Origin of the sequence: Erwinia tracheiphila, from assembly GCF_021365465.1 — a bacterium.
Taxonomy (GTDB): Bacteria; Pseudomonadota; Gammaproteobacteria; order Enterobacterales; family Enterobacteriaceae; genus Erwinia; species Erwinia tracheiphila.
This window is the reverse complement of record NZ_CP089932.1, coordinates 2995380-3018911: the sequence shown is the minus strand read 5'-3', so window position 1 is coordinate 3018911 and position 23532 is coordinate 2995380. Positions and strand designations below refer to the sequence as shown.

19 protein-coding genes and 6 pseudogenes are annotated in these 23532 nt (G+C 48.2%); 10 read left to right on the top strand and 15 right to left on the bottom strand.

Annotated elements, in window-relative coordinates; all coding sequences use genetic code 11:
* Window positions 1-34 precede the first annotated feature (34 nt).
* Window positions 35-1345, bottom strand: coding sequence for a 30S ribosomal protein S12 methylthiotransferase RimO (gene rimO / locus LU633_RS15890; RefSeq protein WP_198292510.1), 1311 nt, complete (start codon window positions 1343-1345; stop codon window positions 35-37).
* Window positions 1346-1695: 350 nt separating this feature from the next.
* Window positions 1696-1965: a haloacid dehalogenase-like hydrolase gene (locus tag LU633_RS15885; RefSeq protein ID WP_016189707.1), complete on the bottom strand. Its 270-nt coding sequence runs from the start codon at window positions 1963-1965 to the stop codon at window positions 1696-1698.
* Here LU633_RS15885 and LU633_RS15880 point away from each other — a divergent pair.
* Window positions 1944-2816, top strand: a pseudogene (locus LU633_RS15880) (serine-type D-Ala-D-Ala carboxypeptidase); the annotation flags it as partial. The gene LU633_RS15885 and the pseudogene LU633_RS15880 sit on opposite strands and share 22 nt — an antisense overlap.
* A gap of 185 nt (window positions 2817-3001) precedes the next feature.
* On the opposite strand, the gene ybjG reads toward LU633_RS15880, so the two are convergent.
* Window positions 3002-3601: an undecaprenyl-diphosphate phosphatase gene (gene ybjG / locus LU633_RS15875; RefSeq protein ID WP_016189706.1), complete on the bottom strand. Its 600-nt coding sequence runs from the start codon at window positions 3599-3601 to the stop codon at window positions 3002-3004.
* Between the two features lie 472 nt (window positions 3602-4073).
* On the opposite strand from ybjG, the pseudogene LU633_RS15870 reads away from it, so the two are divergent.
* A pseudogene (locus tag LU633_RS15870) lies at window positions 4074-5089 on the top strand (IS256 family transposase).
* A 20-nt stretch (window positions 5090-5109) separates the two neighbouring features.
* On the opposite strand, the pseudogene LU633_RS15865 reads toward LU633_RS15870, so the two are convergent.
* Window positions 5110-6758: pseudogene (locus LU633_RS15865) on the bottom strand (aspartate:alanine antiporter).
* Window positions 6759-7137: 379 nt separating this feature from the next.
* On the opposite strand from LU633_RS15865, the gene ybjM reads away from it, so the two are divergent.
* Window positions 7138-7494, top strand: coding sequence for an inner membrane protein YbjM (gene ybjM, locus LU633_RS15860; RefSeq protein ID WP_016189701.1), 357 nt, complete (start codon window positions 7138-7140; stop codon window positions 7492-7494).
* Between the two features lie 263 nt (window positions 7495-7757).
* Here ybjM and LU633_RS15855 read toward each other — a convergent pair whose 3' ends face one another.
* Complete coding sequence (locus LU633_RS15855) at window positions 7758-8021, bottom strand: GrxA family glutaredoxin (protein ID WP_016189700.1); 264 nt, start codon at window positions 8019-8021, stop codon at window positions 7758-7760.
* Between the two features lie 519 nt (window positions 8022-8540).
* Between LU633_RS15855 and nfsA the strand changes: the two genes are divergently transcribed.
* Both nfsA and LU633_RS15845 read left to right on the top strand, forming a co-directional pair.
* The gene (gene nfsA / locus LU633_RS15850) at window positions 8541-9263 is read left to right on the top strand and encodes an oxygen-insensitive NADPH nitroreductase (protein ID WP_016189699.1); all 723 of its coding nucleotides are present in this window, start codon (window positions 8541-8543) and stop codon (window positions 9261-9263) included.
* 217 nt (window positions 9264-9480) lie between these two features.
* Window positions 9481-9960, top strand: coding sequence for a YbjN domain-containing protein (locus LU633_RS15845; protein ID WP_016189698.1), 480 nt, complete (start codon window positions 9481-9483; stop codon window positions 9958-9960).
* A gap of 382 nt (window positions 9961-10342) precedes the next feature.
* On the opposite strand, the gene LU633_RS15840 is transcribed toward LU633_RS15845, so the two are convergent.
* Window positions 10343-10642 carry a hypothetical protein gene (locus LU633_RS15840; protein ID WP_233481928.1) on the bottom strand — a complete coding sequence of 100 codons (300 nt, stop codon included), beginning with the start codon at window positions 10640-10642 and terminating at the stop codon, window positions 10343-10345.
* Window positions 10643-11354: 712 nt separating this feature from the next.
* On the opposite strand from LU633_RS15840, the pseudogene LU633_RS15835 reads away from it, so the two are divergent.
* Window positions 11355-11705: pseudogene (locus LU633_RS15835) on the top strand (ISNCY family transposase); the annotation flags it as partial.
* A 62-nt stretch (window positions 11706-11767) separates the two neighbouring features.
* Here LU633_RS15835 and LU633_RS15830 read toward each other — a convergent pair.
* Complete coding sequence (locus LU633_RS15830; protein WP_087949657.1) at window positions 11768-11998, bottom strand: hypothetical protein; 231 nt, start codon at window positions 11996-11998, stop codon at window positions 11768-11770.
* A 437-nt stretch (window positions 11999-12435) separates the two neighbouring features.
* Here LU633_RS15830 and LU633_RS26260 point away from each other — a divergent pair.
* Window positions 12436-12841 (top strand): annotated as a pseudogene (locus LU633_RS26260) (YbjO family protein).
* Here the strand turns inward: LU633_RS26260 and LU633_RS15815 are convergent.
* Window positions 12782-13479, bottom strand: a protein-coding gene (locus LU633_RS15815) for an IS1 family transposase (protein WP_233481927.1) whose coding sequence is annotated in 2 segments (ribosomal slippage) — window positions 12782-13230 and window positions 13230-13479 — 699 coding nt in all. Because the reading frame shifts where the segments join, the coding sequence is not laid out codon by codon here. The pseudogene LU633_RS26260 and the gene LU633_RS15815 sit on opposite strands and share 60 nt — an antisense overlap.
* Before the next feature lie 143 nt (window positions 13480-13622).
* On the opposite strand from LU633_RS15815, the gene rlmC reads away from it, so the two are divergent.
* On the top strand, window positions 13623-14750 hold the full coding sequence (rlmC, locus tag LU633_RS15810) for a 23S rRNA (uracil(747)-C(5))-methyltransferase RlmC (protein ID WP_040465371.1): 1128 nt from the start codon (window positions 13623-13625) through the stop codon (window positions 14748-14750).
* 183 nt (window positions 14751-14933) lie between these two features.
* Here the strand turns inward: rlmC and LU633_RS15805 are convergent, their stop codons facing one another.
* The 7 genes and pseudogenes from LU633_RS15805 to cspD form a co-directional block, all read right to left on the bottom strand.
* A complete protein-coding gene (locus LU633_RS15805; protein WP_267921499.1) occupies window positions 14934-15422 on the bottom strand; it encodes a transporter substrate-binding domain-containing protein in 489 nt (162 codons plus the stop codon).
* A gap of 168 nt (window positions 15423-15590) precedes the next feature.
* Entirely contained in the window at window positions 15591-16259 is a 669-nt protein-coding gene (gene artM, locus LU633_RS15800; RefSeq protein ID WP_016189692.1) for an arginine ABC transporter permease ArtM, read from the bottom strand.
* On the bottom strand, window positions 16253-16975 hold the full coding sequence (gene artQ, locus LU633_RS15795; RefSeq protein ID WP_016189691.1) for an arginine ABC transporter permease ArtQ: 723 nt from the start codon (window positions 16973-16975) through the stop codon (window positions 16253-16255). Before artQ ends, artM begins: the two co-directional genes overlap by 7 nt.
* Window positions 16976-16982: 7 nt before the next feature.
* Window positions 16983-17714, bottom strand: a complete 732-nt coding sequence (gene artJ / locus LU633_RS15790; protein ID WP_016189690.1) for an arginine ABC transporter substrate-binding protein — start codon at window positions 17712-17714, stop codon at window positions 16983-16985.
* A gap of 14 nt (window positions 17715-17728) precedes the next feature.
* Complete coding sequence (gene artP / locus LU633_RS15785; protein WP_016189689.1) at window positions 17729-18457, bottom strand: arginine ABC transporter ATP-binding protein ArtP; 729 nt, start codon at window positions 18455-18457, stop codon at window positions 17729-17731.
* Between the two features lie 201 nt (window positions 18458-18658).
* Entirely contained in the window at window positions 18659-19198 is a 540-nt protein-coding gene (locus LU633_RS15780) for a DUF3828 domain-containing protein (protein WP_087949655.1), read from the bottom strand.
* 1110 nt (window positions 19199-20308) lie between these two features.
* Window positions 20309-20504 (bottom strand): annotated as a pseudogene (gene cspD / locus LU633_RS15775) (cold shock domain-containing protein CspD); the annotation flags it as partial.
* A 322-nt stretch (window positions 20505-20826) separates the two neighbouring features.
* On the opposite strand from cspD, the gene clpS reads away from it, so the two are divergent.
* Window positions 20827-21147, top strand: a complete 321-nt coding sequence (gene clpS / locus LU633_RS15770) for an ATP-dependent Clp protease adapter ClpS (protein WP_016189684.1) — start codon at window positions 20827-20829, stop codon at window positions 21145-21147.
* Window positions 21148-21175: 28 nt separating this feature from the next.
* Window positions 21176-23452, top strand: coding sequence for an ATP-dependent Clp protease ATP-binding subunit ClpA (gene clpA, locus LU633_RS15765; protein WP_016189683.1), 2277 nt, complete (start codon window positions 21176-21178; stop codon window positions 23450-23452).
* The last annotated feature ends 80 nt before the right edge of the window (window positions 23453-23532 follow it).

The following is a 23532-nucleotide window of genomic DNA, read 5'->3' as shown; positions in this document are numbered from 1 at the left end:
TGCCTGCTGGTGAAAAAAAGCAAGCGGGTAAATATCAGATTTTTGTGGCCCACAAATCGTATTCGTCGGCGTTGTCGACGCACGCACGGATTACATCGCCTGGCTTGACATGCTTCTCACCATTGAGATAAACCGCTCCGTCGATCTCGGGAGCATCGGCCATACTGCGCCCAATCGCGCCTTCTTCATCCACTTCGTCAACAATCACCAGAATTTCGCGTCCCACTTTTTCCTGGAGGCGGCTGGCAGAGATAGCCTGCTGAAGCTGCATAAAGCGGTCGTAACGTTCTTCTTTAACTGCTTCTGGCACCGGGTCCGGCAGCTGGTTAGCGCCTGCACCTTCCACCGGGCTGTATTTGAAGCAGCCAACCCTGTCAAGCCGCGCTTCCCGCAGAAAGTCGAGCAGCATCTGAAAGTCTTCTTCGGTTTCACCCGGAAAGCCAACGATAAAGGTGGAACGCAGGGTCAGGTCCGGGCAGATTTTCCGCCAGCGCCTGATGCGCTCCAGAGTGCGCTCAACCGCCCCCGGTCGCTTCATCAGCTTCAGAATGCGCGGGCTGGCGTGCTGCAGAGGAATATCCAGGTACGGCAGGATTTTTCCTTCTGCCATCAGCGGAATAACCTCATCAACGTGCGGGTAGGGGTAGACATAGTGTAAACGTACCCAGACACCCAGTTTCGCCAGCTGTTCGCACAGGCTGACCATACTGGTTTTTACCGGGGAACCGTTCCAGAATCCGGTGCGGTGTTTCACATCAACACCGTATGCAGACGTATCCTGTGAGATGACCAGCAGCTCTTTTACCCCGGCCTCCACCAGACGTTTTGCCTCATCAAGGACGGAGCCAATCGGACGGCTGTCCAGATCGCCACGCATTGAGGGAATGATGCAGAACGTGCAGCGATGGTTGCAGCCTTCAGAAATTTTCAGATAAGCATAGTGGCGCGGTGTCAGTTTTACGCCCTGCTCAGGAACCAGACTCAGAAACGGGTTATGCTGAGGCTTAGGCACATATTTATGGACATGCGAAAGGACCTGTTCGTAACTGTGTGGCCCGGTGATTTCCAGCACCCGCGGATGCACCTCACGAATTTGGTTTTCTTTTGCGCCCAGGCAGCCGGTGACAATCACTTTGCCATTTTCATTCAACGCTTCGCCGATGGCTTCCAGCGACTCCTGCACCGCGCTGTCGATAAAGCCACAGGTGTTGACGATGACAATTTCCGCATCGTCATAGCGCGGTACGACATCGTATCCCTCGGTGCGTAATTCGGTCAGGATCCTTTCTGAATCAACAAGATTCTTTGGGCAACCCAGCGAGACAAAACCAACGCGGGGCGCCATTGTGGTATTTTGCGACATGACGTATTTCCAGTTCAGTACGGCTCTTTGCGCGGGATTCTACCGGGGTCCGGGTTAAATTTATACAGCAATGTTAATGGTGGGGCTTTTGCTTTTAATGTTGCAAAGAATATTAACGTTCAGAAAGGGGCACAAAACGTTTATCTGCTGCCAGATAATCAGCAGGCTTACGGCAATGCGCGCCCGCTGACTGGCAAAAAATAGTGATTATCGCTGCCAGTGGTGTATTTCCCAACCACGCTGCAGTGCAAGCTGTCGCAGTGATTCTACGGGATTGATAACCTGTGCGAGATCGGCATGCTCAGGCATGGGCAGTTCGTTTATTGAGTCGCTTATGCCCAGGTATGCGCGAAACGTGGCGCTGTCGTCTCTGATAACCCGCTGTTGAGCCGCGTTATCTTGCCTTCTTTGTAGGTCATGGTGCCAAATGTTTTACCGCTGTAACGCTCATCAACAATCTCTACGCCAATAGCCAGTGCCACATCAGCAACAAGTTGTTCAGCAATCGAGCCAACCAGATGTTCGCAGCTGGCAGAGATAACCACTACCTTGTCGCCTCGCTCTTTGTGCCAGGCCAGTTTCTCCCGTGTTACAAGGGTCATCTTTGATGTTTCTTAAGCCCGGCGACCGTATTCCGGTTTCAGAATTGAATCGGTGCGCCGTTATCCAGGCATTGCTCTGGCGGATTATGTCGCCGGAAGTCAGGATTCGTTTGTCAGCCTGATGAACAATTACGCTCAGTCGCCGGGATTGAAAAATACTCATGTTAAGACGGTACACGCGCTGGACTCAGAGGGACAATTCAGCACCGCACACGATATGGCGTTGCCGGGGCAGGCACTAATACGCGATGTGCCGGACGAATATGCCTTGCACAAGGAAAAGGAATAATATCCGGCAACCTAACCGTAATCGTTTGCTCTGGAACAGCAATCTTAATGTTGACGGTATCAAAACGGGACATACGCACGGCACCGTGAATTACCTGGTTGCCTCTGCGTATGAAGGCAATCAGCGATTGATTTCGGTTGTATTGGGAGCTGAAACCGATGTTATGCGGTTGCGTGAAAGTGAAAAACTGCTGACGTGGGGTTTTCGTTTTTTTAAGACGATAACACCAGTCAAAGCGGGAAAACCTTTTGTCACCCATCACGTATGGTATGGCGAAAATAAAGAGATCCAACTTGGCGTGGTTGAAGATACGTCAGTTACCTTGCCGAAAGGGCAGGTAAAAAATCTCAGAGCCATCTACACCCTGTCACAGCCGCAGCTACTGGCCCCGCTGCAGAAAAATCAGGTGGTGGATACTATTGAGTTTCAACTGAATGGCAAGATTATTGAGCAACGTCTGCTGGTTGTGATGGAGACGGAAAAACAGGTCAGCCTGTTCAGTCGTATTGTTGATTACGTAATGATAAAGGTGAACAGCTGGTTTGGAAAATGGTTCCCCTGAGAGGAGGTTGGTTGCTGTCTGAACGTTTTATATTGATTGGTTATTCGCACTGTGTCGCAGCATGCCGCAGAGGTGTCTGATTTATCGGGAATGCATGCGGAAGCTACACGAATCCCGGGACTCATTCAGAGCCCGGATGGAATGGGTAAGCCAAACGGCACGGATGCGCTAAAGGATTATTTGATTCAGTAAGTTACCCAGCCTTTACGAATGGGAAGGGCAAACAGTAACCGATACAGTGCGGTGATATTTTGCAACAAACATCTGCCGCAGAAATGCCAGGCAATCTGTGTAAAAAGACAGGAAAGCATGCCAATCAGTAATCCCCCCAGCATATCCATAGGCCAGTGCACGCCAAGATAGATACGCGACCACGCAATAGCCAGCGCTGTCAGCATGATTAATATGCCTGACCAGATGCGATGCCAGCACAAAAATGCAATAGTAAAAGTGAAGATAGCCGTACCGTGGTTGCTGGGATAGGAGTCATCTGCAGCATGAGATAAGAACTGGTGGCCAATAAAAAAGGGGCGCGGATGAGGCAGCAGCTTTCCGATACACCATGAGATAGTCATGGCATAAACCAGAGCAACAATGGTTTTGAGCACCAGCTGACGCTGAAGAACAAGCTGCCTTTTGCGGCCCCACAGCCACAGCGAGACAATCAATAAAGGCACAATGGCAATCAGATCTTGTGCGATGAACCTTGCTACTGAAATTAACCAGCCTGGAGATTGTGGAGTGGCATTGATCCAAAGAAACCAGAGTCGGTTCACCTCTTCCATCATTATTTACTACCTCGCTTTCAGTGATGCTCAGGGCAATTGTCATTCAAAGGGCGGCAATATGAGACTGATTCTTCTCAAGAATATTGCATGACAGAATAAAAGCGGGGTAAGTAAAGATAAACAGATAAATTCTGCAACCGATGTATGGTTGTCCTTTCGTTAAGAATAGAAGGCGTTTTTATTGTTACGGAAGAGACATATTTATGGCAGCCAAAGCGTGAAGTAATAAAAAACCCGCTAAAAATAGAATTGGCGGGCTCCACAATTTGGGATTTGAAAGAAAAGCAGTGGCAATGATTATGACCCCTGCTTTAAAAGAAAGTTCTCGAATCTTTTAAATTTATTTTAATTACCGAACATGGACCAGATGATAATGATGAGGGTAGCCGCCAGGGTCGAGTCTGTACATAGATTTGTGTAATTGCCTGATTTTGACATGTTCAATCCAGCATCAAAAGCAGGTTAATTTATGGACGAAAAACAGTCGCAGTCCCTGGCTAACGAACTGGACAAAAATCTCAAAACCCCTGACGATCTCAGCCAGTTTGAGCGCCTGCTGAAAAAAATCAGTGTCGGGGCGGCGCTCAACGCCGAAATGACCCGTCACCCCGGCGACGATAAAAATCAGCCAGAACCGGCGACCAACGCCCGCATTCAAAGAGCTGTATGACGCCGATGTCTCGCCAGCGCTGGTCTCAAAGGTAGCTGATGCCGTCATGGAGCAGGTCACCGGATGGCAAAACCGGCCACTGGATGCCGTTTGTCCCATCGTTTACCCTGACTGTATCGTCCTGAAGGTCCGGCAGGACAGTCGCGTCATCAATAAATCCGTGTTCCTTGCCCCGGGTCTCAACATCGAAGGCCAGAAAGAACTGCCGGGTATGTGGCTGGCCGAAAACGAGGGCGCGAAGTTCTGGCTCCATGTGCTGGCCGAATTAAAAAATCGCGGCCTGAACGATATCCTCATCGCCTGTGTTGATGGTCTGAAGGGCTTCCCGGACGCTATCAACGCGGTGTATCCGCAGGCCTGCGTCCAGCTGTGCGTCGTGCATATGGTGCGCAACAGTCTGCGGTTCGTCTCCTGGGAGGGCTACAAAGCCGTCACCCGTGACCTGAAAGCCATCTGTCAGGCCACCACGGAAGAAGCAGGCGCGGGAAGCGTTCGCCGGCGCCCGGGACAGCCGCTACCCGCAGATAAGCCGGAGCTGGCAGGCAAACCGGGCCAGCCTGTTGACGTTCTTCGCTTACCCGGCAGACATCCGCAAGACGCTCGACACGACCAGCGCCACCGAGTCGCTGAACAGCGTGATCCGGGATGCCATCAAGAAGCGGAAGGTGTTCCCGACTGACGACGCAGTGAAAAAGGAGGTGTGGCTGGCAATCCAGGCCGCATCACAGAAATGGAGGATGCCACTGAGGGACTGGCGTATGGCGATGAGCCGTTTTATTATCGGGTTCGGTGACCGCCCGGACGGCCACTACTGAGAAAAGGCATTTACACAGAATCATGTACAGGGTCCCAGGGTCAGTAAAACGTTAGCAATGGCATAGGGTTCCGGCATAGCCCAGTGCCGGAATATTACTTCGTGCCGTATCACTAATAATTTCCATTGCCGGAGCACAGGTTCTGGCCCCCATAATAGCGCCAAACAGTAATGCCCGATTCATTTTAAGCGCCCAGGCCCCAAACATAAAGCACAGCAGGACGGGGAACAGGCTGACCAACAGACCTGCCACCAGCATTAACACGCCGGTATCCCCAAGCCCGTGCGACAGGCCGCTACCGGCATTTAAACCGACACCCACCATAAAAATCATCAGGCCAAATTATTTGAGCATGGTAAGTGCACCCTGTGGGATATAACCAAAGGTAGGATGATTCGCTCTCAGGAAACCCAGCATGATGCCAGAAAATAATAAACCTGCGGCATTACCTATGCTGAAATTAAAGTTGCTGAACTGAAAGGTGATCATACCTGTCATCAGGCCAATAATAAAAAATGCGCAGAAAGCGATAAGATCGGTAACCTGACTGTGAATTGAGGTGAATCCGATGCGATCAGCCACTGACTTGACCCGGCGCGCTTCGCCACTGATCTGCAATACATCCCCTTTATTAAGGATGATGCTGTCATCAATAGGCATTTCAATCTGGTTACGTATAACCCGATTGAGAAAGCAGCCATGATCGGTAAGTTTTAGCTGACTCAGTCTTTTATTCACCGCATTATTATTTTTAACCACAATCTCTTCATTGATAATCCGCATATCCAGCAGATCGCGGTCAAACACTTCTTTACCATTACGGAAGCTGGCATCCAGGCGTGAATGTGCATCCGGGTAGCCGACCAGAGAAATCTCATCGCCCTGTTGCAGCACCGCATCAGCCATCGGGGTTTGCCAGAATGCCGTTGCGACGAATTCGCTCTATGTAGCAGCCGGTTTGACGGTAAATACCTAACTCACGCAGATTTTTTTCCATCGGTCCATGCCACCAGCTCTGGACCAACGCGATAGGTGCGTATTACCGGGAGATACACTTTACGCTTACTGTCGGGATCCAGGCCGCGTTCGCGCGCGCTGGTCGAGAGGTCCTGATGCTGTAATTTTGGCAGGTAACGAGCGCCAAAAATCAGGCTAACCAGGCCTATCAAATAGGTCAGTGCATACCCCAGACTGAGGTTAGACTGTGCCTGAGTAAGACGCGCGCTACCCGGATAAGTTTGCCGGAGTGTGTCTCCTGCACCGACCAATACCGGCGTGGATGTCATCGAACCAGCCAACATTCCTGCGGTTAATCCAATATCCCAGTTAAAAAGCTTACCTAAACCTAATGCAATCATCATTGCACTGATCACCATCACCGCAGCCAGCATCAGATAATTCTTACCATCCCGAAAGAAAATAGAAAAAAATTTGGGCCAGCTTCAACACCGACGCAAAAAATAAATAACATAAAACCCAGATTCAAAGCGTCCGGATTAATAGCAAAATGTTGTTGGCCTAAAAGAAGAGCAACGACCAAAACACCAATGGAATTACCCAGCTGAACAAAACCAAGGCGTAATTTTCCCAAACACAGCCCTAAGGTCAGTACGACAAATAATAACAATATGTTATTTTTGCTTAACAAATCTGCGACGTTTATATTCACGGTTTAACTTCTTATTCACGAGTAACGCGTTGAAATAATGGATTTTTTGCGCTAAATTTTTGCGTATTAAAAATGCGGTGGAAAATTAAGCTCCTGATCCTCTGTCTGAAGATGACAGGGAGTCTTAATTTTACTTCCCGGTAATATCAGAAACAGAATGAAAAAATAAGCATAACTAACAGATTCTGCGTTTTAACAAAATTAACCCACACCAGATAAATCGGTGGATATTTTAATCGCTACCTTCTTTTTCAGCCAGTGAAAGCCATATGTAATTTAACGTTTTTTGCTTTTTTCCAACTGTAACGACAGGTCTGAAGTATGTCTGGCGTGATGTTTACATCAATTATTGAGAGAGAAACCTATGGTGTTTAAGGGGATGTCGTGGACAGGCGTGGCAATCAGCTTTGTCCTGTACAGCATCGTTTTTATGGCGCTGAGGTATGACATGTTCACTGAAGGTGGTGCCGTGATGCAGGCGCGTCCCGGTTTGCTGATGTTGATCTTACCCGGTGCAGCTGCAGCGTTGACCTCGAAAGAGGCTCCACTGACGGTTACGTTACTGGCAGCAGTGTCTGCAACGCTTTTTTGCCTTTTTATTCTGAATTTTTACTCTGATATGTGTTACGACCCGATTCAGGAGTTGGCTTTTGATGCCAGTGCCATTTTCTGGTGCGGATCGGGTTCGCTGCTGATCATGCTAATAAGAACGTTATTCTGGCGCTCGCATGACTGAACTTGCGGGCTGATATTGAGCATGGTGGTTGAATTGCCCAGGATCTTTGGCGTTAATAAAAAGCCCGCTTTGTCGGAGCAGCTCAGGATGACTGAACTGCTGCTGTTTCCTGGTAAGAATCAACCAGGCAGAAATAAATCCTGACCTGTCATTTTCGGGTCGCGCGACCAGAGGGTAGGGATAATCTGTTCGTCACCACGCTCACCGGACTGGTGACGAACTTATAACAAAATCAATCACGTCGGTAGCAGGTCGAACGGATTTTACTGGAACAGGCCGAGATTTTCTTTCGCGTAAGCTTCGAAATCAGTACAGCCACCAATGTGGTTCTGGTCGAGAAAAATCTGCGGGACTGTTTCAACAGGTTTTCCGACTGTTTTTTCCAGGTCTGCTTTAGTGATCCCTTCCGCATAGATATCAATATAACGAAAATTGAAATCCTCGCGTTCTTCAGACAGTTTCTCAGCCAGTTCTTTGGCTCGTATGCAATAAGAGCAACCCGGGCGTCCGAAAATTACTGCAAACATACGTTTCCCCTTAATGGTTAAAATGGTGTGATTTAAATCACAAAATATTGTTTATTGGCGCTCATCATGCCTGTTTCATTGAGTAGCAGAAAGAAGAAATTACCTGTTAATCCAATTTGTCCAGGCGATGCATTTTTTACATCAAAGATATTCTGCCACAGCCACAGCCACAGCCACAGCCACAGCCACAGCCACAGCCACAGCCACAGCCACAGCCACGCAGCAGGATACGTCAGCCGCTAACTTTCAGTGGAATAAGAAAAGAAGGGCGTTGTAGCTGTGTTAAGCAAAATGCCGCGCCCATTATCTGGACTGGAGGTGACAGGTACAATGACATGGAGCGTGCATGGGATCGGGTGCTACTCTTAATGACTGGATTTTCCGGTGCCGTGGCGATAGTGATAATTTTCATACCGCCATGCTCAGTTGTTAACTGCGGTGTTGACCACCGCAAAACGCGTTGCGCAGGTAATGGCTCTGGAAGGTGCTGCATGCGAGATGCGCTACATGGAGATAAGCATGAATCCCACAATCGATTTACTCTGTTCACACCGTTCAATTCGTGCTTTTACTGATCGACCGGTCAGTGATGCTGAACGTCAGGCCATTCTGGCGGCTGCCCAGTCAGCATCCAGTTCCAGCTTTTTACAATGTTCCTCGATTGTGCGTATTACCGATCGCGGAATGCGCGACAAGCTGGTGTCCCTCAGTGGCGGACAGCAATATGTTGCTCAGGCGGCGGAATTCTGGGTATTTTGCGCGGACTTTAACCGGCATCTGCAAATTTGTCCGCAAGCCGAACTGGGGCAGGCTGAACAGCTCCTGTTAGGGTGCGTCGATACGGCACTGATGGCACAGAACGCAATGATTGCTGCTGAGTCGCTGGGGCTGGGCGGCGTGTTTATTGGCGGCATCCGTAACGGGATTGCGGAGGTGACCGCGCTGTTGAATTTACCGAAATTTGTTTTGCCATTGTTTGGGCTTTGTCTCGGATGGCCTGCACAGTCCCCCCAGCACAAACCTCGCATGCCGGTTACCATGCTGATGCATGAAAATCGCTATCAACCTCTCGATCCACAGGTGCTGGCTGAATATGACCGTCAGCAGTCAGAATATTATCTGACTCGTGAAAGTAACCCCCGGCGTGAAAGCTGGAGTCAGCATATTCAGAAGACCATTATTAAAGAAAACCGACCTTTTATACTGGATTATTTGCATAAACAGGGGTGGGCAATCCGATAGGTTATCTGGCTACGTTGTAGCGTGGGTTGTGACGTTACACCAGCCCCGATACGCTATCAATTCACCGTCATTCGAGGCTGGGCTGCAACTGTCAGAAGAATCCGGGATTATATCTGAAAACGTTTTGTTGACGCCTTATTTATGTCGCAGTCGTGGTGTTTAACCGCCTTTTTGCGTAAGCTATGACGCAATTTTAGGGCAGTAATGAGAAAAGTTCATGGATTCACTCGTCATACCGGATATTGATCTAATCCGATACTGGCTGGATCAACAAAACGTGACCTGGTTTGAATGTGATACCTGCCAGGCACTGCACCTTCCCCACATGCAAAATTTTGATGGCGTGTATGATGCAAAAATTGATCTGGTGGACAACGTAATTCTTTTTTCTGCGTTGGCGGAAGTTAAACCCACCGCATTGATCCCTCTGGTTGGCGATTTGTCGCAAATTAACGCCAGTTCTTTGACGGTGAAAGCATTCGTTGATATCCAGGATGATAACCTGCCGAAATTGATTGTTATGCAATCACTCAGTGCTGCCGCAGGTATCACTTTTGGACAATTCGTTCATTTTATTAAGCAAAGTGAAGAACAAATTTCTATGGTGGTTATGGAAGCATTTGCTAACCATCTGCTGATGATCGGGGATGACGACGATCGAAGCGACTACCTTTTTCCTCATTCCATGCTGCATTGATTGCTCTTTTTCGGTTCCGGGTGAGTCAGTCTTAGCCCGGATCATCTTACTTCGTATCATCCCCGTTGTTATAAAGCCAATTTTTATTGCGATAGTGCAGACTTTTATGCTGCTTTCAGGCGAAATTATCCCGATTTTCATCTTTAGTTATCCTCTGTCTGGCCTGTTAAATAGAGCAAACGGTCATTAACAATCGATAAAAGACGTTTTTTATTGGTGAGGTTATGTCTGCGTGGCTGCATTTCGTGTGTGACGTCGCGGTGGGCATAGGTTTTTTCTATATAAGAGCAAAATGAATATTCGTTCATTGTAATAGCCTTAGCAGAACAGCGAGCGTTTGGGCTGGCCTGTAGATGCTGTGTTTATTTCTTTGAAAGCATGTTTAACCAACGTAAAAAATGGTTGTCAGGTGTGGTAGCAGGTGTGCTGATGGCCGCTGATAAGACGGTAGACGTCTACAGACACGCTGAGAAACAATAACTCCCCGGGCTTCTGAGAATAATGTTATCGCCCGCGGCACTGAGACCAGTTCGCTCCTGACGGCAACCCGCCTTGTATAGGTGCCAGAGATCAACAAAATCAACAGGCACAGGAAAAACAGGATGGTAAATCCGCTGACCAGTAATGGGGAAAGAGGAGGAATAAGCACGGCTTTTCCTGCCCAGCGTCGTTTTCTGTGCACGAGCGCTTCCTGTCTGAAAAGCATTCTTTTACTCTCCTGAAAAACGGCGACTCAGCATCCACCGCCACCGTATACAATAAATTACGCATGGCTTTTGCCGGGCAGAAAGTGATATTTCCCAAGAGCAGAAAGGTGCATGAAAATGGAAGAAATGCGAATTGAGATTTCTGGTAACATTAAACTTTATTTAGAAGGGGTTAGTAATGGCCCCACACCATTTGCGGGGCCATTAATTAGGTTATCCCCTGTAATATATAGAGTTTCTCTCTCTACTATTACCAGGGTTACCCCTCTGTGTTTCTCCTCTTAATACAGGGACATCACTGCCAGATGCTGTGTTATGAACAGCTTCTGCAAGAGTACCAGCACCAGAAACAAATTTAATTTCATCGGAAGATAAGGTTCTCATTTTTTTCTCCAGTATAACTGTGCTTAACAGGAGTCTCTTTTATGCAATAATCACCTACATTCGTCAACATTTACTTGTTTTTGTGAAAAAAATACACAGTAAAATGTAAATTTCGTTTTATTATTTCATTAATAATGAAGGTTTTTAATGCCAGGAACGAATTTTTTCGGACAAAATATTAAGTGATACCTAATGCTATTCGCATGTTTTTTTCTAGTAGTACTGTGACCGACGATCCCTTATATATCGATGCTTATTTACATTAATCACAGGTCGCGGCCGTTTCCACGGTGATTTGCCGGTTATCTTTTTGAACCTAAAGAGGAAAACACCCGTATACTCGGAGAGAAAATTAAAGTTTACGACTATTCGAATGGTACACTGTCTTTTAAATTGGGGCATCACAGCCTGCGATATCAGGTTTTCGACAAACTCAATTGCGTTGACCAGGGATAAATAGTCGATAACAAACGCCCCGGTGCCGTACTGAGACTGGCACAGGATAAAATGGATGAGCTGGATCGTCACGGTAAACGGGTACGAAACAAAAGTATGCCGAAACTTCGGGCACAGCTTCGTGTACAGGAACAACGCAAAGCCATCAACCCTGTTCTGGTCAATCCAGAAGAGTTCAGAGCAAGTCTTAAAAGATAACGTTGGCTGATATGCTCCAGACTGAATACAAAATTAATTAGCCATTGATAGTAATCAGTTATCTATTTTTTCGATTGTAGGTATTTTTCTGCATGACTGAAGCACTTATTAAAAAGCATATCCATATGTATTTTATCTTCGGGAGTTTGTGGTGGATATTGTTTCGGTACATCAATGGTATTTGTAACTCTGTTTACTTTACCTTCAAGGCCGACAGTCCTCCCTTTTGAATCATTGTAGATGCGTCCATCAGAAGCAGTATGCTGAGTTGATGATGATTTACTAACGTTCATGGCAAACCTCGCAAGAGAGTGTGAAGTGACAAATTATTAAGAATTTCAGCCAGAAGGAAGATTTTTTTCAAATGGAATTTAAGCCATTGCCTACAAAAGTGACATTTCTATTTTGGAGAATTGCGTGACATTTTTAAATTGCAATAACTTTTTAAAAGCCAATCAAAAACATCGTGAAATTTATCACAATAGTTCAAAATTTTCGCAAAAAACTATCAATTTTCAGTGTTTTCCTGCACAGAATCCATAAATTCCCCCCGCCCCACGCCAGACTGGCGTTGAGGGCTAAAATCTACTTATAGCTGGGGTCCAGAATTGATCACCACCCCACAAGCAGAAGATATGTCAGAAGTGCTAAAAGCAGGTAAAGCGGTTCTGTCATCGGTCCCAGTCCTGATTGTGGGAATCGGCATTATTGCATTAGCGTCGTTCTCCAGGTGCATGAGTTCGGAATAAATGAGCTGCTGAGATTTATTCATCGCAGTGCGCAGGCATGGGACCCCACGCTGATTTTTATTATCAGCCAGCTACTTTTCTTTATGCAGTTACGCTGTGCACTGGTATTACTGTGGGGGCGATGCTGGGGAAGGTGGTGCTATGCTGATACAATCGGTGGTCGTTCTGTATCTGTATTCTGCCTCAATGGGATGGGTTTACCCTGAGCTGTTTAATATTAGCGGCAACAGTTTGGGGCCACTCATCCCCCGATTAATTTCCGTGAAGTTACCGGATTTGGCAATACTGTTTTTGTTTTTTGTCCCGGAAACTGGTCGTGACGCAGATTTATTGATAATGATGAAGAGTAAGATACCAACCGATGATCTTATCATGCATTTCCTCTGACTTAGAAAAGCAAATTGTTCTGCGGGTCAGTCGTTTGATATGTGTGCGAAGATTAAGATTATGTCGTTCTGTCCGTTGGGTATATTTCTTGCTCACCACGTGGCCTGTTGCACTTAACAGAACTTTATAAACCGGCCACGCATCTGCCATATAAAAGGCAATGTTAAATTTGCTTAACAGGGCCAGCAATCGTCGCAGGGTCGGGGCATTTCTCGGGCCGAAGACGTGGGCCAGAGCACGTTTGCGGATACGGTCATAAGCATAGAACAACCACCGGGGATTGCTTTTACACCGCACGTAAGACCATTGTTCACCGGCTTCACAGCAGATAACAACCTCCGTTTCGGGGTCGATATTCTCAGCTACCTGCTTTGGGGAAATTTTTTTACGTGCCGCAGAACCGTATTGAGGCTGATACCGAGAACCCGTGCGGTATCGCGACATCCGTAACCATTCATGGCCATATTAACAATGGTCTGGTGTGTGTCTGGTTTGGCACCGGAGTAGCTAAAATTGAGCAGAAAGGTCTTTGAACAATGCTTGCAGATGTAACGTTGGGCACCGGATGCTGAATGTCCGTTACATCGTACAGCATGAGTTTCATTGCACTGAGGGCAGACGACATCAACTTTAGCCATATGTTACATCCAAAGCGCAAAGCATACGTGATCAGCAAGTCTGCGTCACGACCCGGAAACCAGCCGGGAATTTTTTCGCCAACGCTGAAAGCGCGGTGATACAATTCCTGCCCGATTTTTTTCATACGGATAACCACACTCTGATGTACTGCGCACTTTACAATGCCGATCGCTGCCATTCATGCCAGTGGCTGTCAGTACCTTACGCCAGCCAGATTGAGCGGAAAGAGGAGATGCTGCGCCAGCTTTTGGCCGGGCAGTCATCGGCGCAATGGTTGCCCTCAGTCACCTCTGTTGAGCAGGGCTTTCGTAATAAGGCCAAGATGGTAGTGAGCGGCAGCGTGGAACGGCCTGTACTGGGGCTGATGCATCGGGATGGCTATCCGGTCGATCTCTGCGCGTGTCCACTTTACCCAGGCAGCTTTGCCGCCGTCTTCGCCCGGCTTAAACCTTTTATTGCTCAGGCGGGGCTGACACCCTATAACGTGGCGAAGCGGCGGGGTGAGCTGAAGTTTATCCTCCTCACTGAAAGTCGACATACGGGGCAGTTGATGCTGCGCTTTGTTCTGCGTTCAAAAGAGAAGATTGCACAGTTAACCCAGGTATTGCCTGCACTGCAGCAACAGCTTCCGCACCTTAGCGTCGTTTCCGCCAATATCCAGCCGGTACCGATGGCAATACTGGAGGGGGATGAAGAGATCCCGATAACGGAGAACCAGTCGCTTGCCGAACAGCTCAACGATGTGCCGCTGTGGATACGACCGCAGAGTTTCTTCCAAACCAATCCTGAGGTGGCAGCCTTGCTTTATGCCACTGCACGGCAGTGGGTAAGTGAGTTGGGCGTGCGGACTATGTGGGATTTATTCTGTGGCGTAGGGGGATTTGGGCTGCACTGTGCCAGTCCCGAGATGCAGCTTACCGGGATTGAAATCAGCGCGGAGGCGATCAACTGCGCCCGGCGTTCAGCAACGGCAATGAAACTGGATAAGGTGAGTTTTGCTGCGCTTGATTCAACGGATTTTGCCTCTGGAGAAAACGCAGCGCCTGAACTGGTGCTGGTGAATCCACCGCGGCGGGGAATTGGCGCACAGCTTTGCCAGTGGCTCAGTTCTATGGGGCCAAAATGGATATTATATTCAAGCTGTAACGCACAAACTCTCGCCATTGACATTGCTCTGATGAGCGATTATAAGCTGGAGAAAGTGCAACTGTTTGATATATTTCCGCACACGGGCCACAGCGAAGTGCTGACGTTGTTAAGGCACAGCTGACTGCTTTTAGCCAGCGTTCGGTGATCTGGTGCAGGGTGCCATCCTGTTTCAGCCCTTGCAAAGGCCTCAGGAGAGGGGCGTTATTTTTACGTACGGCAATGCCCGGGCCGTTACCAAAATACCTGCTGTCGGTAATGACATGATCCACTATTCCCAGTTGATGGTTGGGTTTCAGTAATTGTCTTATCCCAGGCGTGTCGCCAAAAATTCCGTCCAGCCTGCCATTATGAATATCGAGTAGCGCGTTATCGTAATTATCGTAAACAAGCGGGGTGATACCCTCCATTCCGATTGCAGATATACCTGCTGGGTGGTTTCACAGCCCATGCGTTTGCCTTTTAGCTGTTCGAGACTGCTGTAGCAGTTTTTAACCGCAATGATGGCTCCAGCGTTGAGTAAACAGGGCTGGATGAAATCCACCTGCTTAAGACGTACATCAGTGATATCCATACCGGAAATCGCTGCATCATAACATCCAAATTTGAGCGATGAGAGCAGCAGAGAAAAATCACTGCTGATAAAGACACATTCTGTTCGCAGGCGCTGGCAGATTGCTTTGGCCAAATCGATATCTAATCCCACCAACTGGTTAACCTTACTGAGAAACTCAAAGGGTGGATTAGCCGTGGGGGGGGGTGCAAAACATAACGAACCACTGGCCAGTGCGTTCATGCTCAGGCTGACCAGCAGCATAGAAAAGCTTGCACATTACTTATCGTCCTTGCGATTAATCGGCGAGGACATTATGACAGTCAAGGTTATCAGGCTATTCGCTGATTAACCACAAAAGAAGGGCTGTTTCCGGGATATACCGGTGGTGCTTTCACCACCGGGAATAAATCAGCTACGGCGTTCGAAGGCCAGAGCACGACGTTCAATCAGACGCATTAACAAAGTAAGCAAACCGTTAACACAAAGGTAGATCAGACCGGCGGTGGCAAAAATCGTCACGTCATAGGTTCTGCCGTAAAGCATCTGGCCATAGCCCATTACTTCCATCAAAGTAATGGTGTAAGCCAGCGATGTACTTTTAAAAACCAGTACGACTTCATTGGAATAGGATGAAAGGGCGCGTCTGAAAGCGAAAGGCAGCAAAATGCGCAGAGTGCTTAGGTTATTCATGCCAAGTGCGGCACAGGACTGCCATTGTCCCGCAGGGATAGCCTTTACTGCACCGTGAAACAGTTGTGTGGTGTAGGCGGCACTGTTCAATGATAATGCCAGCAGTGCGCAAAGCCACGGCTGAGAGAGAATATGCCACAGCCAGGGCACGGCCTGAATAGCAGGAAATTGTCCCGGACCATAGTAAATCAGGAAGATTTGTACCAGCAGTGGCGTCCCGGTAAACAGCGTAATATAACCCCGCACTACCAGTCGCAATACCGGAATTCGCAAAGCCAGGATGACAGTAAAGATCAGAGACAGCAGCAATGCCAGAAGCAGAGCCGCAGCGGTAAGCGTCAGGCTGGTGTGCAGTCCTTTCAGGAGTTCAGGTAAGTAACTCAGCATTTGTTACTCTTCCGCTCGAATCGGGTGGCACGTGCGTCGAACCACTTAAGGATCTGCTGACTCAACAGGGTAATAAGCAGATAGATAGCTGCAGCAATCATATACCAGGTGAAAGGTTCCTGAGTGCGTGTCGCAATACTTTTCGTCTGCAGCATAATGTCATTGACGCTGATCAGCGAGACCAGCGCGGTATCTTTAAGCAAAACCAGCCACTGATTGCCCAGACCGGGGAGGGCATGACGCCACATTTGCGGTAAAATCAGGCGAAAAAAAATGGCCGGGGTTTTCATGCCCAATGCCTGGCCGGATTCCCACTGGCCCACCGATACGGCCTTGAGTGCGCCACGCAGAGTTTGTGAGGCATAAGAGGCATAGAGAATCGACAGGGCAATGACGCCGCAAAGAAACGGGCTGACGTCAAAGTTTTCAATGGTTACCTGTACCGGTATTTTGACCAGCCACAGGTTGAGGGTGAAGCCGTCAGAAAGCGTGAGCAAAAGTTGCGAGGCACCAAAATAGACAAACAGAACCACCAAAATTTCTGGCAGTCCGCGAAACAGGGTAACCATGCCTGTGCCAGCCCACGCCACAGGACGCCAGCGTACCGATTCCCAGGCAGCAAACGTTATTGCCAGCGTCAGCCCCACCACCAGGGAGGCAACGGCAAGGCAGACGGTGATGCTGGCGGCGCTTAAGAGAGGATAAAGTTCGTTCATTCAGAAATTACTGCTGGAACCATTTGTCATAGATTGTTTTCCAGGTGCCATCTGCCTTCACCTTATCCAACGCGTTATTGAACTGATTTTGTAACTCACTGTTGCCCTGGCGCACGGCAAGACCCAAACCAGTGCCGAAGTAGGCTTTGTCCGTCACTTTTTCACCCACAGGCGCAAGGTTGGCGTTTTGCTTCAGCCATTCATTTACCACGGCAGTGTCACCAAAGACGGCATCAATACGCCCGTTTTTCAGATCGAGAATTGCATTCTGATAGCTGTCATAAGGAACGGTTTTAATACCGGTCATTTTTTCGGACAGGTATTTCTGATGAGTAGTGCCATTTTGCACACCAACACGTTTATCTTTTAATGCTTCAACCGAGGCAACTTTACCTTTCTGGGCAATAAACAGCGCCGAGTTGTCGTAATAGGCTTTGGTGAAAAGCACCTGCTTTTCGCGCTCGGGGGTGATGTCCATACCCGCCATAACTGCATCGAAGCGTCGGAATTTCAGGCTGGGGATCAGGCTGTCAAAGGCCTGGTTGGAAAAGGTACAGGTTGCGTTCATTTCACGGCAAAGTGCATTGGCCAGATCAACATCAAACCCCTGAATTTTGTTATCCGTACCAACAAATTCAAATGGAGGATAAGAAGCCTCGGTGGCAAAACGTAGGGCTTGTGCAGCGCTGACGCTCAGGCTTAAACTTGCGAGTAGTCCGGCGAGTAAGGCTTTTTTCATCATAGTGTCCTGCATTAGTGGGACAGATAGTGTGCAAACGCATCCGTTTGCGGCTGTGTAAATCGGCTGGCATCACCCTGTTCGACCACGAAGCCATTTTCCATATAAACCACGCGACTGGCGGTTTTACGCGCCACTTCAACTTCATGGGTGACGATTACCTGAGTAATTCGGGTTTCGGCAAGTTCCTGAATGATGGAAACAACCTGAGCGGTTATCTCTGGATCGAGAGCGGCAGTCGGTTCGTCAAACAACAACACGGCAGGCTCCATCATTAGCGCACGGGCAATCGCCACGCGCTGCTGCTGCCCCCCGGAAAGATGCAGTGGAAAGCGATCGCCAAATTTGGTCAGGCGCAGGCGTTCCAGCAGCTTATCTGCACGGGCATGGGCAACATCTTTGCTTATTCCCAGTACACGACAGGGGGCTTCGATCAGATTTTGTTTCACTGTCAGATGAGGCCAGAGATTGTATTGCTGAAAAACCATGCCGACATTCTGCCGAAGTTCGCGAATGGCGTTATCGGAAGGCGTTTTACTGAAATCAAAATGATGACCCGCAATCGCCAGCGTCCCGGAACGCGGCATTTCCAAGAGATTGAGCACCCGAAGAAGTGAACTTTTACCGGCACCGCTTGGGCCAAGCAGCACAAGCGTCTCGCCCTCAGGGCAAGTAAGTTGAATGTCGAACAGTGCCTGGTGGGCACCGTAAAAGCAGTTAATATCGTTAAGTTGAATACTCATGCGTGAAAAATGAATAGCAATTGATGCTGCGGATCTTAGCCTTGACGGCATGATTATGCAATGTTCCCCTGATAAATTCGTGAAAGCGTTGTGCGAAAGCTAAATGCTAGCACAATATTATGCCACCTGAGGTGGGGTGATCCTGTACACAAAAGGATTACAGGGGGCTGCATACCCGATATAAGGGCAGCAGCCAGATATTTATTTCAGCAAACGCTGGCTAAGGGAACCACCGTCAAGATGCGGCGCCGGGCTGAGATAGCGAATATCATCAATTGTCGAGCAGGTGCCTTCACGTACCAGCAGCACTTCATCCTGCCACTTCTGCGATTTATCACCTTCGCGACTCAGGGTAACACGCAGCGGAATATTTCGGGCATCGCTGTTTGGAATAGTGGATGCATCGGCCACGCGTGCGGAAGAAGGACCGTCAGCCAGACTGGAGAACAGATCGCCACGCATCAGGGAAGCTTCTTTTTTCGTATCGCTACCTGCTTTTAATAACGTTTGATATAACCTGTCGCTGAAATAAGGACGATAGGTTGCTAGGTGCTGTGCGTCCGGTAAGCCCTGGGCTGGATGTTCAGTTCGCAGATCGTAGAACTGCTGTGCGACAGAATCCGGGCCACCACTAACACATGGTCCGGTGCGCGTACCGGTGTCCTTATAGGCCGGTTGCACCGATATAGGCCGGTTGCACCGATATAGGCCGGTTGCACCGATGTACAGGCGCTCACCAATAAAAGGGGGGCCAGCAGGGCAATTACCTGATATTTCATCTTGATTTCCTTATTGTTTCTGGATGGCATTTTTTAGCATAAAGCATAACTGCTCTGATTGACCATAAGGGCTGGATGTATTGAGAGCAATAAACAAGAAAAATGCCATGTAATATCTGCTCATTTCTTTTACGTTAAGGGTGGTCGATTGTTGAGTACCATGACGTTTCAGCCCGCGAGGCGATATGCACAGCGAAAATTTTGTTGCTACACCTGAACTTCTGCCGTTGCAGCACCATATAAAAAATGCTTTATCTGAGCGCTTAAAGAGCCGTGTGCCAGGTGCTAACAGCTGGTGGGTACGATAAATCGTGGGAGGGGGCAGTGATATGATGAGGGTAAGCGGATGTGGTTTTGCCGTTTAAGCGCGCTGTCGATGTGCCTTTTATTGCTGCTGGCATCGCTTTTTTTGAATGTTGTTTTTTTGTTCAGGTCACTTCTTGTCGAAAGGCTGCTGTTACTCTACTTTTCCAGCATAGTAGATTGCCAAAAAATAAGCATGCAAGATAATTTTTCACAATGAGTTGGATGCCGGGCAGGGATGCAGGATTTGTGCAGGCACAACGTCACTCGAGTACCTGTCTGTTTACCCGCGAAACTGAACGGGCAATCGTTAGCAGGCGATATCCAGGATAGTCAGGTAATTTCAGAGTTACTCCCACCCCAGGCAGAATAACGGAAGCTATCTGGCTCAATATATTATCAGACTGTTTTAGAAGATAATATTTCTTAAACGTAGCCTGCCTGCGAGAGCAGGATGATATTCAACCGTTCGGAAGAGGTAACCGGTACTCTTGCTGATTAAGGCAATAATACGCTGCTTTGTTGCTATCTTCGTTTCTGGCAGCGGTTCATATTTCAGCAGGTAATCACGGACATCGGCCCGAAGTGAAACAGAAAGCCCAAAGAGTATGTTTCAGGATAAAGCCAAACTATGCTTGAAAATCGGTTACCTGTCCCAATTTGATTTGTATCGCTAAAAAATGCCAGCGGAGGTGACTGGCATTTTACACAAGGATTGTTCAGAATGAGAAAAGGTCAGGCGCAGGTTTCCATCACGGATTCCACAGAGGACGATAAGGCTGGCATGATTGCCTTTCGCACCCTGGTGCACATTGAACTGGACTTGCTGCCCGGCCTTTAGCGCCCTGTATCCATCCATCTTGAATAGTTGAATAGTACGCGAAAATATTATCGCCACCTCCAACCGGACAGATGAAACCAAAACCTTTGGCGTTGTTGAACCATTTAACTGTACCTGTCTCCATACAACGGCTGGATCCCTCGCGATGACGTTCAATTGAGTGAGGTGAATGAGGTAGATGCGTCAGGGCTGGTTAAAATATACACAGACCAAGCCAGTATTGTAGAGAAACAGGACAATGCGTCAAGCAATTGGGACTTCAGGGCCGGGATTAAATCATCAAAATTTGAAGCAGTTAATGCTATTGAAAGTTTTGTGATGAGAGTCGCATGCAAGTAATCTGCGGAAGCAATCCTTCAACGTCGCCGGGTATACGTGGCGTGCTAAACTGGTTGCTGAATGAAATAAATCTGGCGTAATCAAGCAACGTTTTACAGTGGATAGTTATGGGAAAAACTGGCGATTGGCTTAATTTTGAACAGATTGCAGACAACAAGATTCACGAAGAGCTGAAGCCGCCTTCGATGTATAAAGTTATTTTGAACAATGACGATTATACGCCTATGGAATTTGTTATTGACGTATTGCAAAAGTTCTTTTCTTATGATGTTGAACGTGCAACGAAACTGATGCTTGCGGTCCATTACCAGGGAAAGGCGATTTGCGGGGTTTTTACTATGGAAGTGGCAGAAACCAAAGTCGCTCATGTAAATAAGTACGCCAGGGAGAACGAGCATCCGTTGCTGTGTACGCTGGAAAAAGCCTGATTAAGGCGATCTATTGGGGGAGGTGCCTATGCTCAATCAAGAACTGGAACTCAGTTTAAACATGACTTTCGCCAGAGCGCGCGAGCACCGTCATGAGTTTATGACCGTCGAGCATCTATTGCTGGCTCTGCTCAGTAACTCGTCAGCCAGAGAGACGCTGGAAGCCTGTAACGTTGATATCGTGGCTCTCCGGCAGGAGCTTGAAGCCTTCATTGAACAAACTACCCCGGTTTTACCGGTCAGTGCTGAAGAACGAGACACGCAGCCAACGCTCAGTTTCCAACGTGTATTGCAACGCGCGGTCTTTCATGTGCAATCCTCCGGACGCAGCGAAGTTGCGGGTGCCAACGTGCTGGTCGCTATTTTTAGTGAACAGGAATCTCAGGCAGCCTATTTACTGCGTAAATATGAAATCAGCCGACTCGACGCGGTGAATTTTATCTCACATGGCACGCGTAAAGATGAACCGGGCGCATCGGCGTCATCTGACAATCCGGTAAACGAAGAGCAGGCTGGCGGGGAGGAACGTATGGAGAACTTCACCACCAACCTTAATCAGCTTGCCCGCGTAGGGGAAATTGACCCGCTCATTGGGCGCGATAAAGAACTCGAACGCGCTGTTCAGGTATTGTGTCGCCGTCGTAAGAATAATCCGCTATTGGTAGGGGAGTCTGGCGTCGGTAAAACTGCTATTGCAGAAGGTTTGGCGTGGCGGATTGTGCAGGGCGACGTGCCTGAAGTGATGAAGGACGCAACTATCTACTCACTGGATATCGGCTCATTACTCGCCGGGACTAAATATCGTGGTGATTTTGAGAAGCGCTTTAAAGCACTACTGAAACAGCTTGAACAGGATAACAGCAGTATTCTGTTTATTGATGAAATTCATACGATTATCGGTGCTGGTGCCGCTTCAGGTGGTCAGGTTGATGCGGCTAATCTGATCAAGCCTTTACTGTCTGGTGGAAAAATTCGCGTGATGGGTTCCACCACCTATCAGGAATTCAGCAATATTTTTGAAAAAGATCGTGCGCTTGCACGTCGCTTTCAGAAAATCGATATTACTGAGCCCTCAATGGATGAAACGGTACAAATTATTAACGGCCTTAAGCCAAAATATGAAACCCATCACGAAGTCCGTTATACGGCTAAAGCCGTACGAGCCGCTGTGGAACTGTCGGTGAAATATATTAATGACCGTCATTTGCCTGATAAAGCAATTGATGTCATCGATGAGGCGGGCGCCCGTGCTCGTCTGATACCAGTAAGTAAGCGTAAGAAAACGGTTAATGTCTCTGACATTGAATCTGTTGTTGCCCGTATCGCCCGTATCCCTGAGAAAAGCGTTTCCGCCACTGATCGGGACACGCTGAGAACGCTTGGCGACCGTCTTAAAATGCTGGTATTTGGTCAGGACAATGCCATTGAAACCTTGACTGAAGCGATTAAGATGAGCCGTGCAGGTTTAGGGCAGGATCGTAAGCCGGTGGGTTCTTTTCTGTTTGCTGGCCCTACTGGCGTCGGTAAAACGGAGGTTACCGTACAGCTGGCTAAGGCGCTGGGTATTGAACTACTGCGTTTTGATATGTCTGAATATATGGAACGACATACCGTCAGTCGACTCATTGGTGCTCCTCCTGGCTACGTTGGTTTCGATCAGGGAGGGCTATTGACCGATGCCGTTATTAAGCACCCTCACGCGGTGGTCTTGCTTGACGAGATCGAAAAAGCGCACCCGGATGTTTTCAACCTCCTGCTGCAGGTTATGGATAATGGTATGTTGACCGATAACAACGGCCGTAAAGCTGATTTTCGCAATGTGGTGGTGGTGATGACGACCAACGCGGGAGTGCGTGAAACAGAGCGTAAGTCAATTGGGTTAATTCAGCAGGACAACAGCACCGATGCAATGGAAGAGATCAAAAAGATCTTTACCCCAGAGTTCCGCAATCGCCTCGACAATATAATCTGGTTCAAACACCTTGATCTTGAGGTTATCCACCAGGTTGTTGATAAGTTCATTGTTGAATTGCAGGCGCAGCTTGATGCAAAGGGGGTGTCGCTGGAGGTCAGCGATGAAGCCCGCGACTGGCTGGCAGAGAAAGGTTATGACAAAGCCATGGGCGCTCGTCCAATGGCGCGGACCGTCCAGGAAAACCTTAAGAAACCGCTTGCGAATGAGCTGCTGTTTGGCTCTTTAGTTGACGGTGGTTCAGTGTCGGTCGCACTGGATAAGGCGAAAAATGAACTGACTTACCACTTCCTTAGTGCTGAAAAGCGTAAAACTGAAGGTACAGTTCATTAATTTTAATGAATGTTTATAAATTGAAAGGCTGCACATCGTGCGGCCTTTTTACTGTATTACGCCAACCAGCAGCAGAAAAG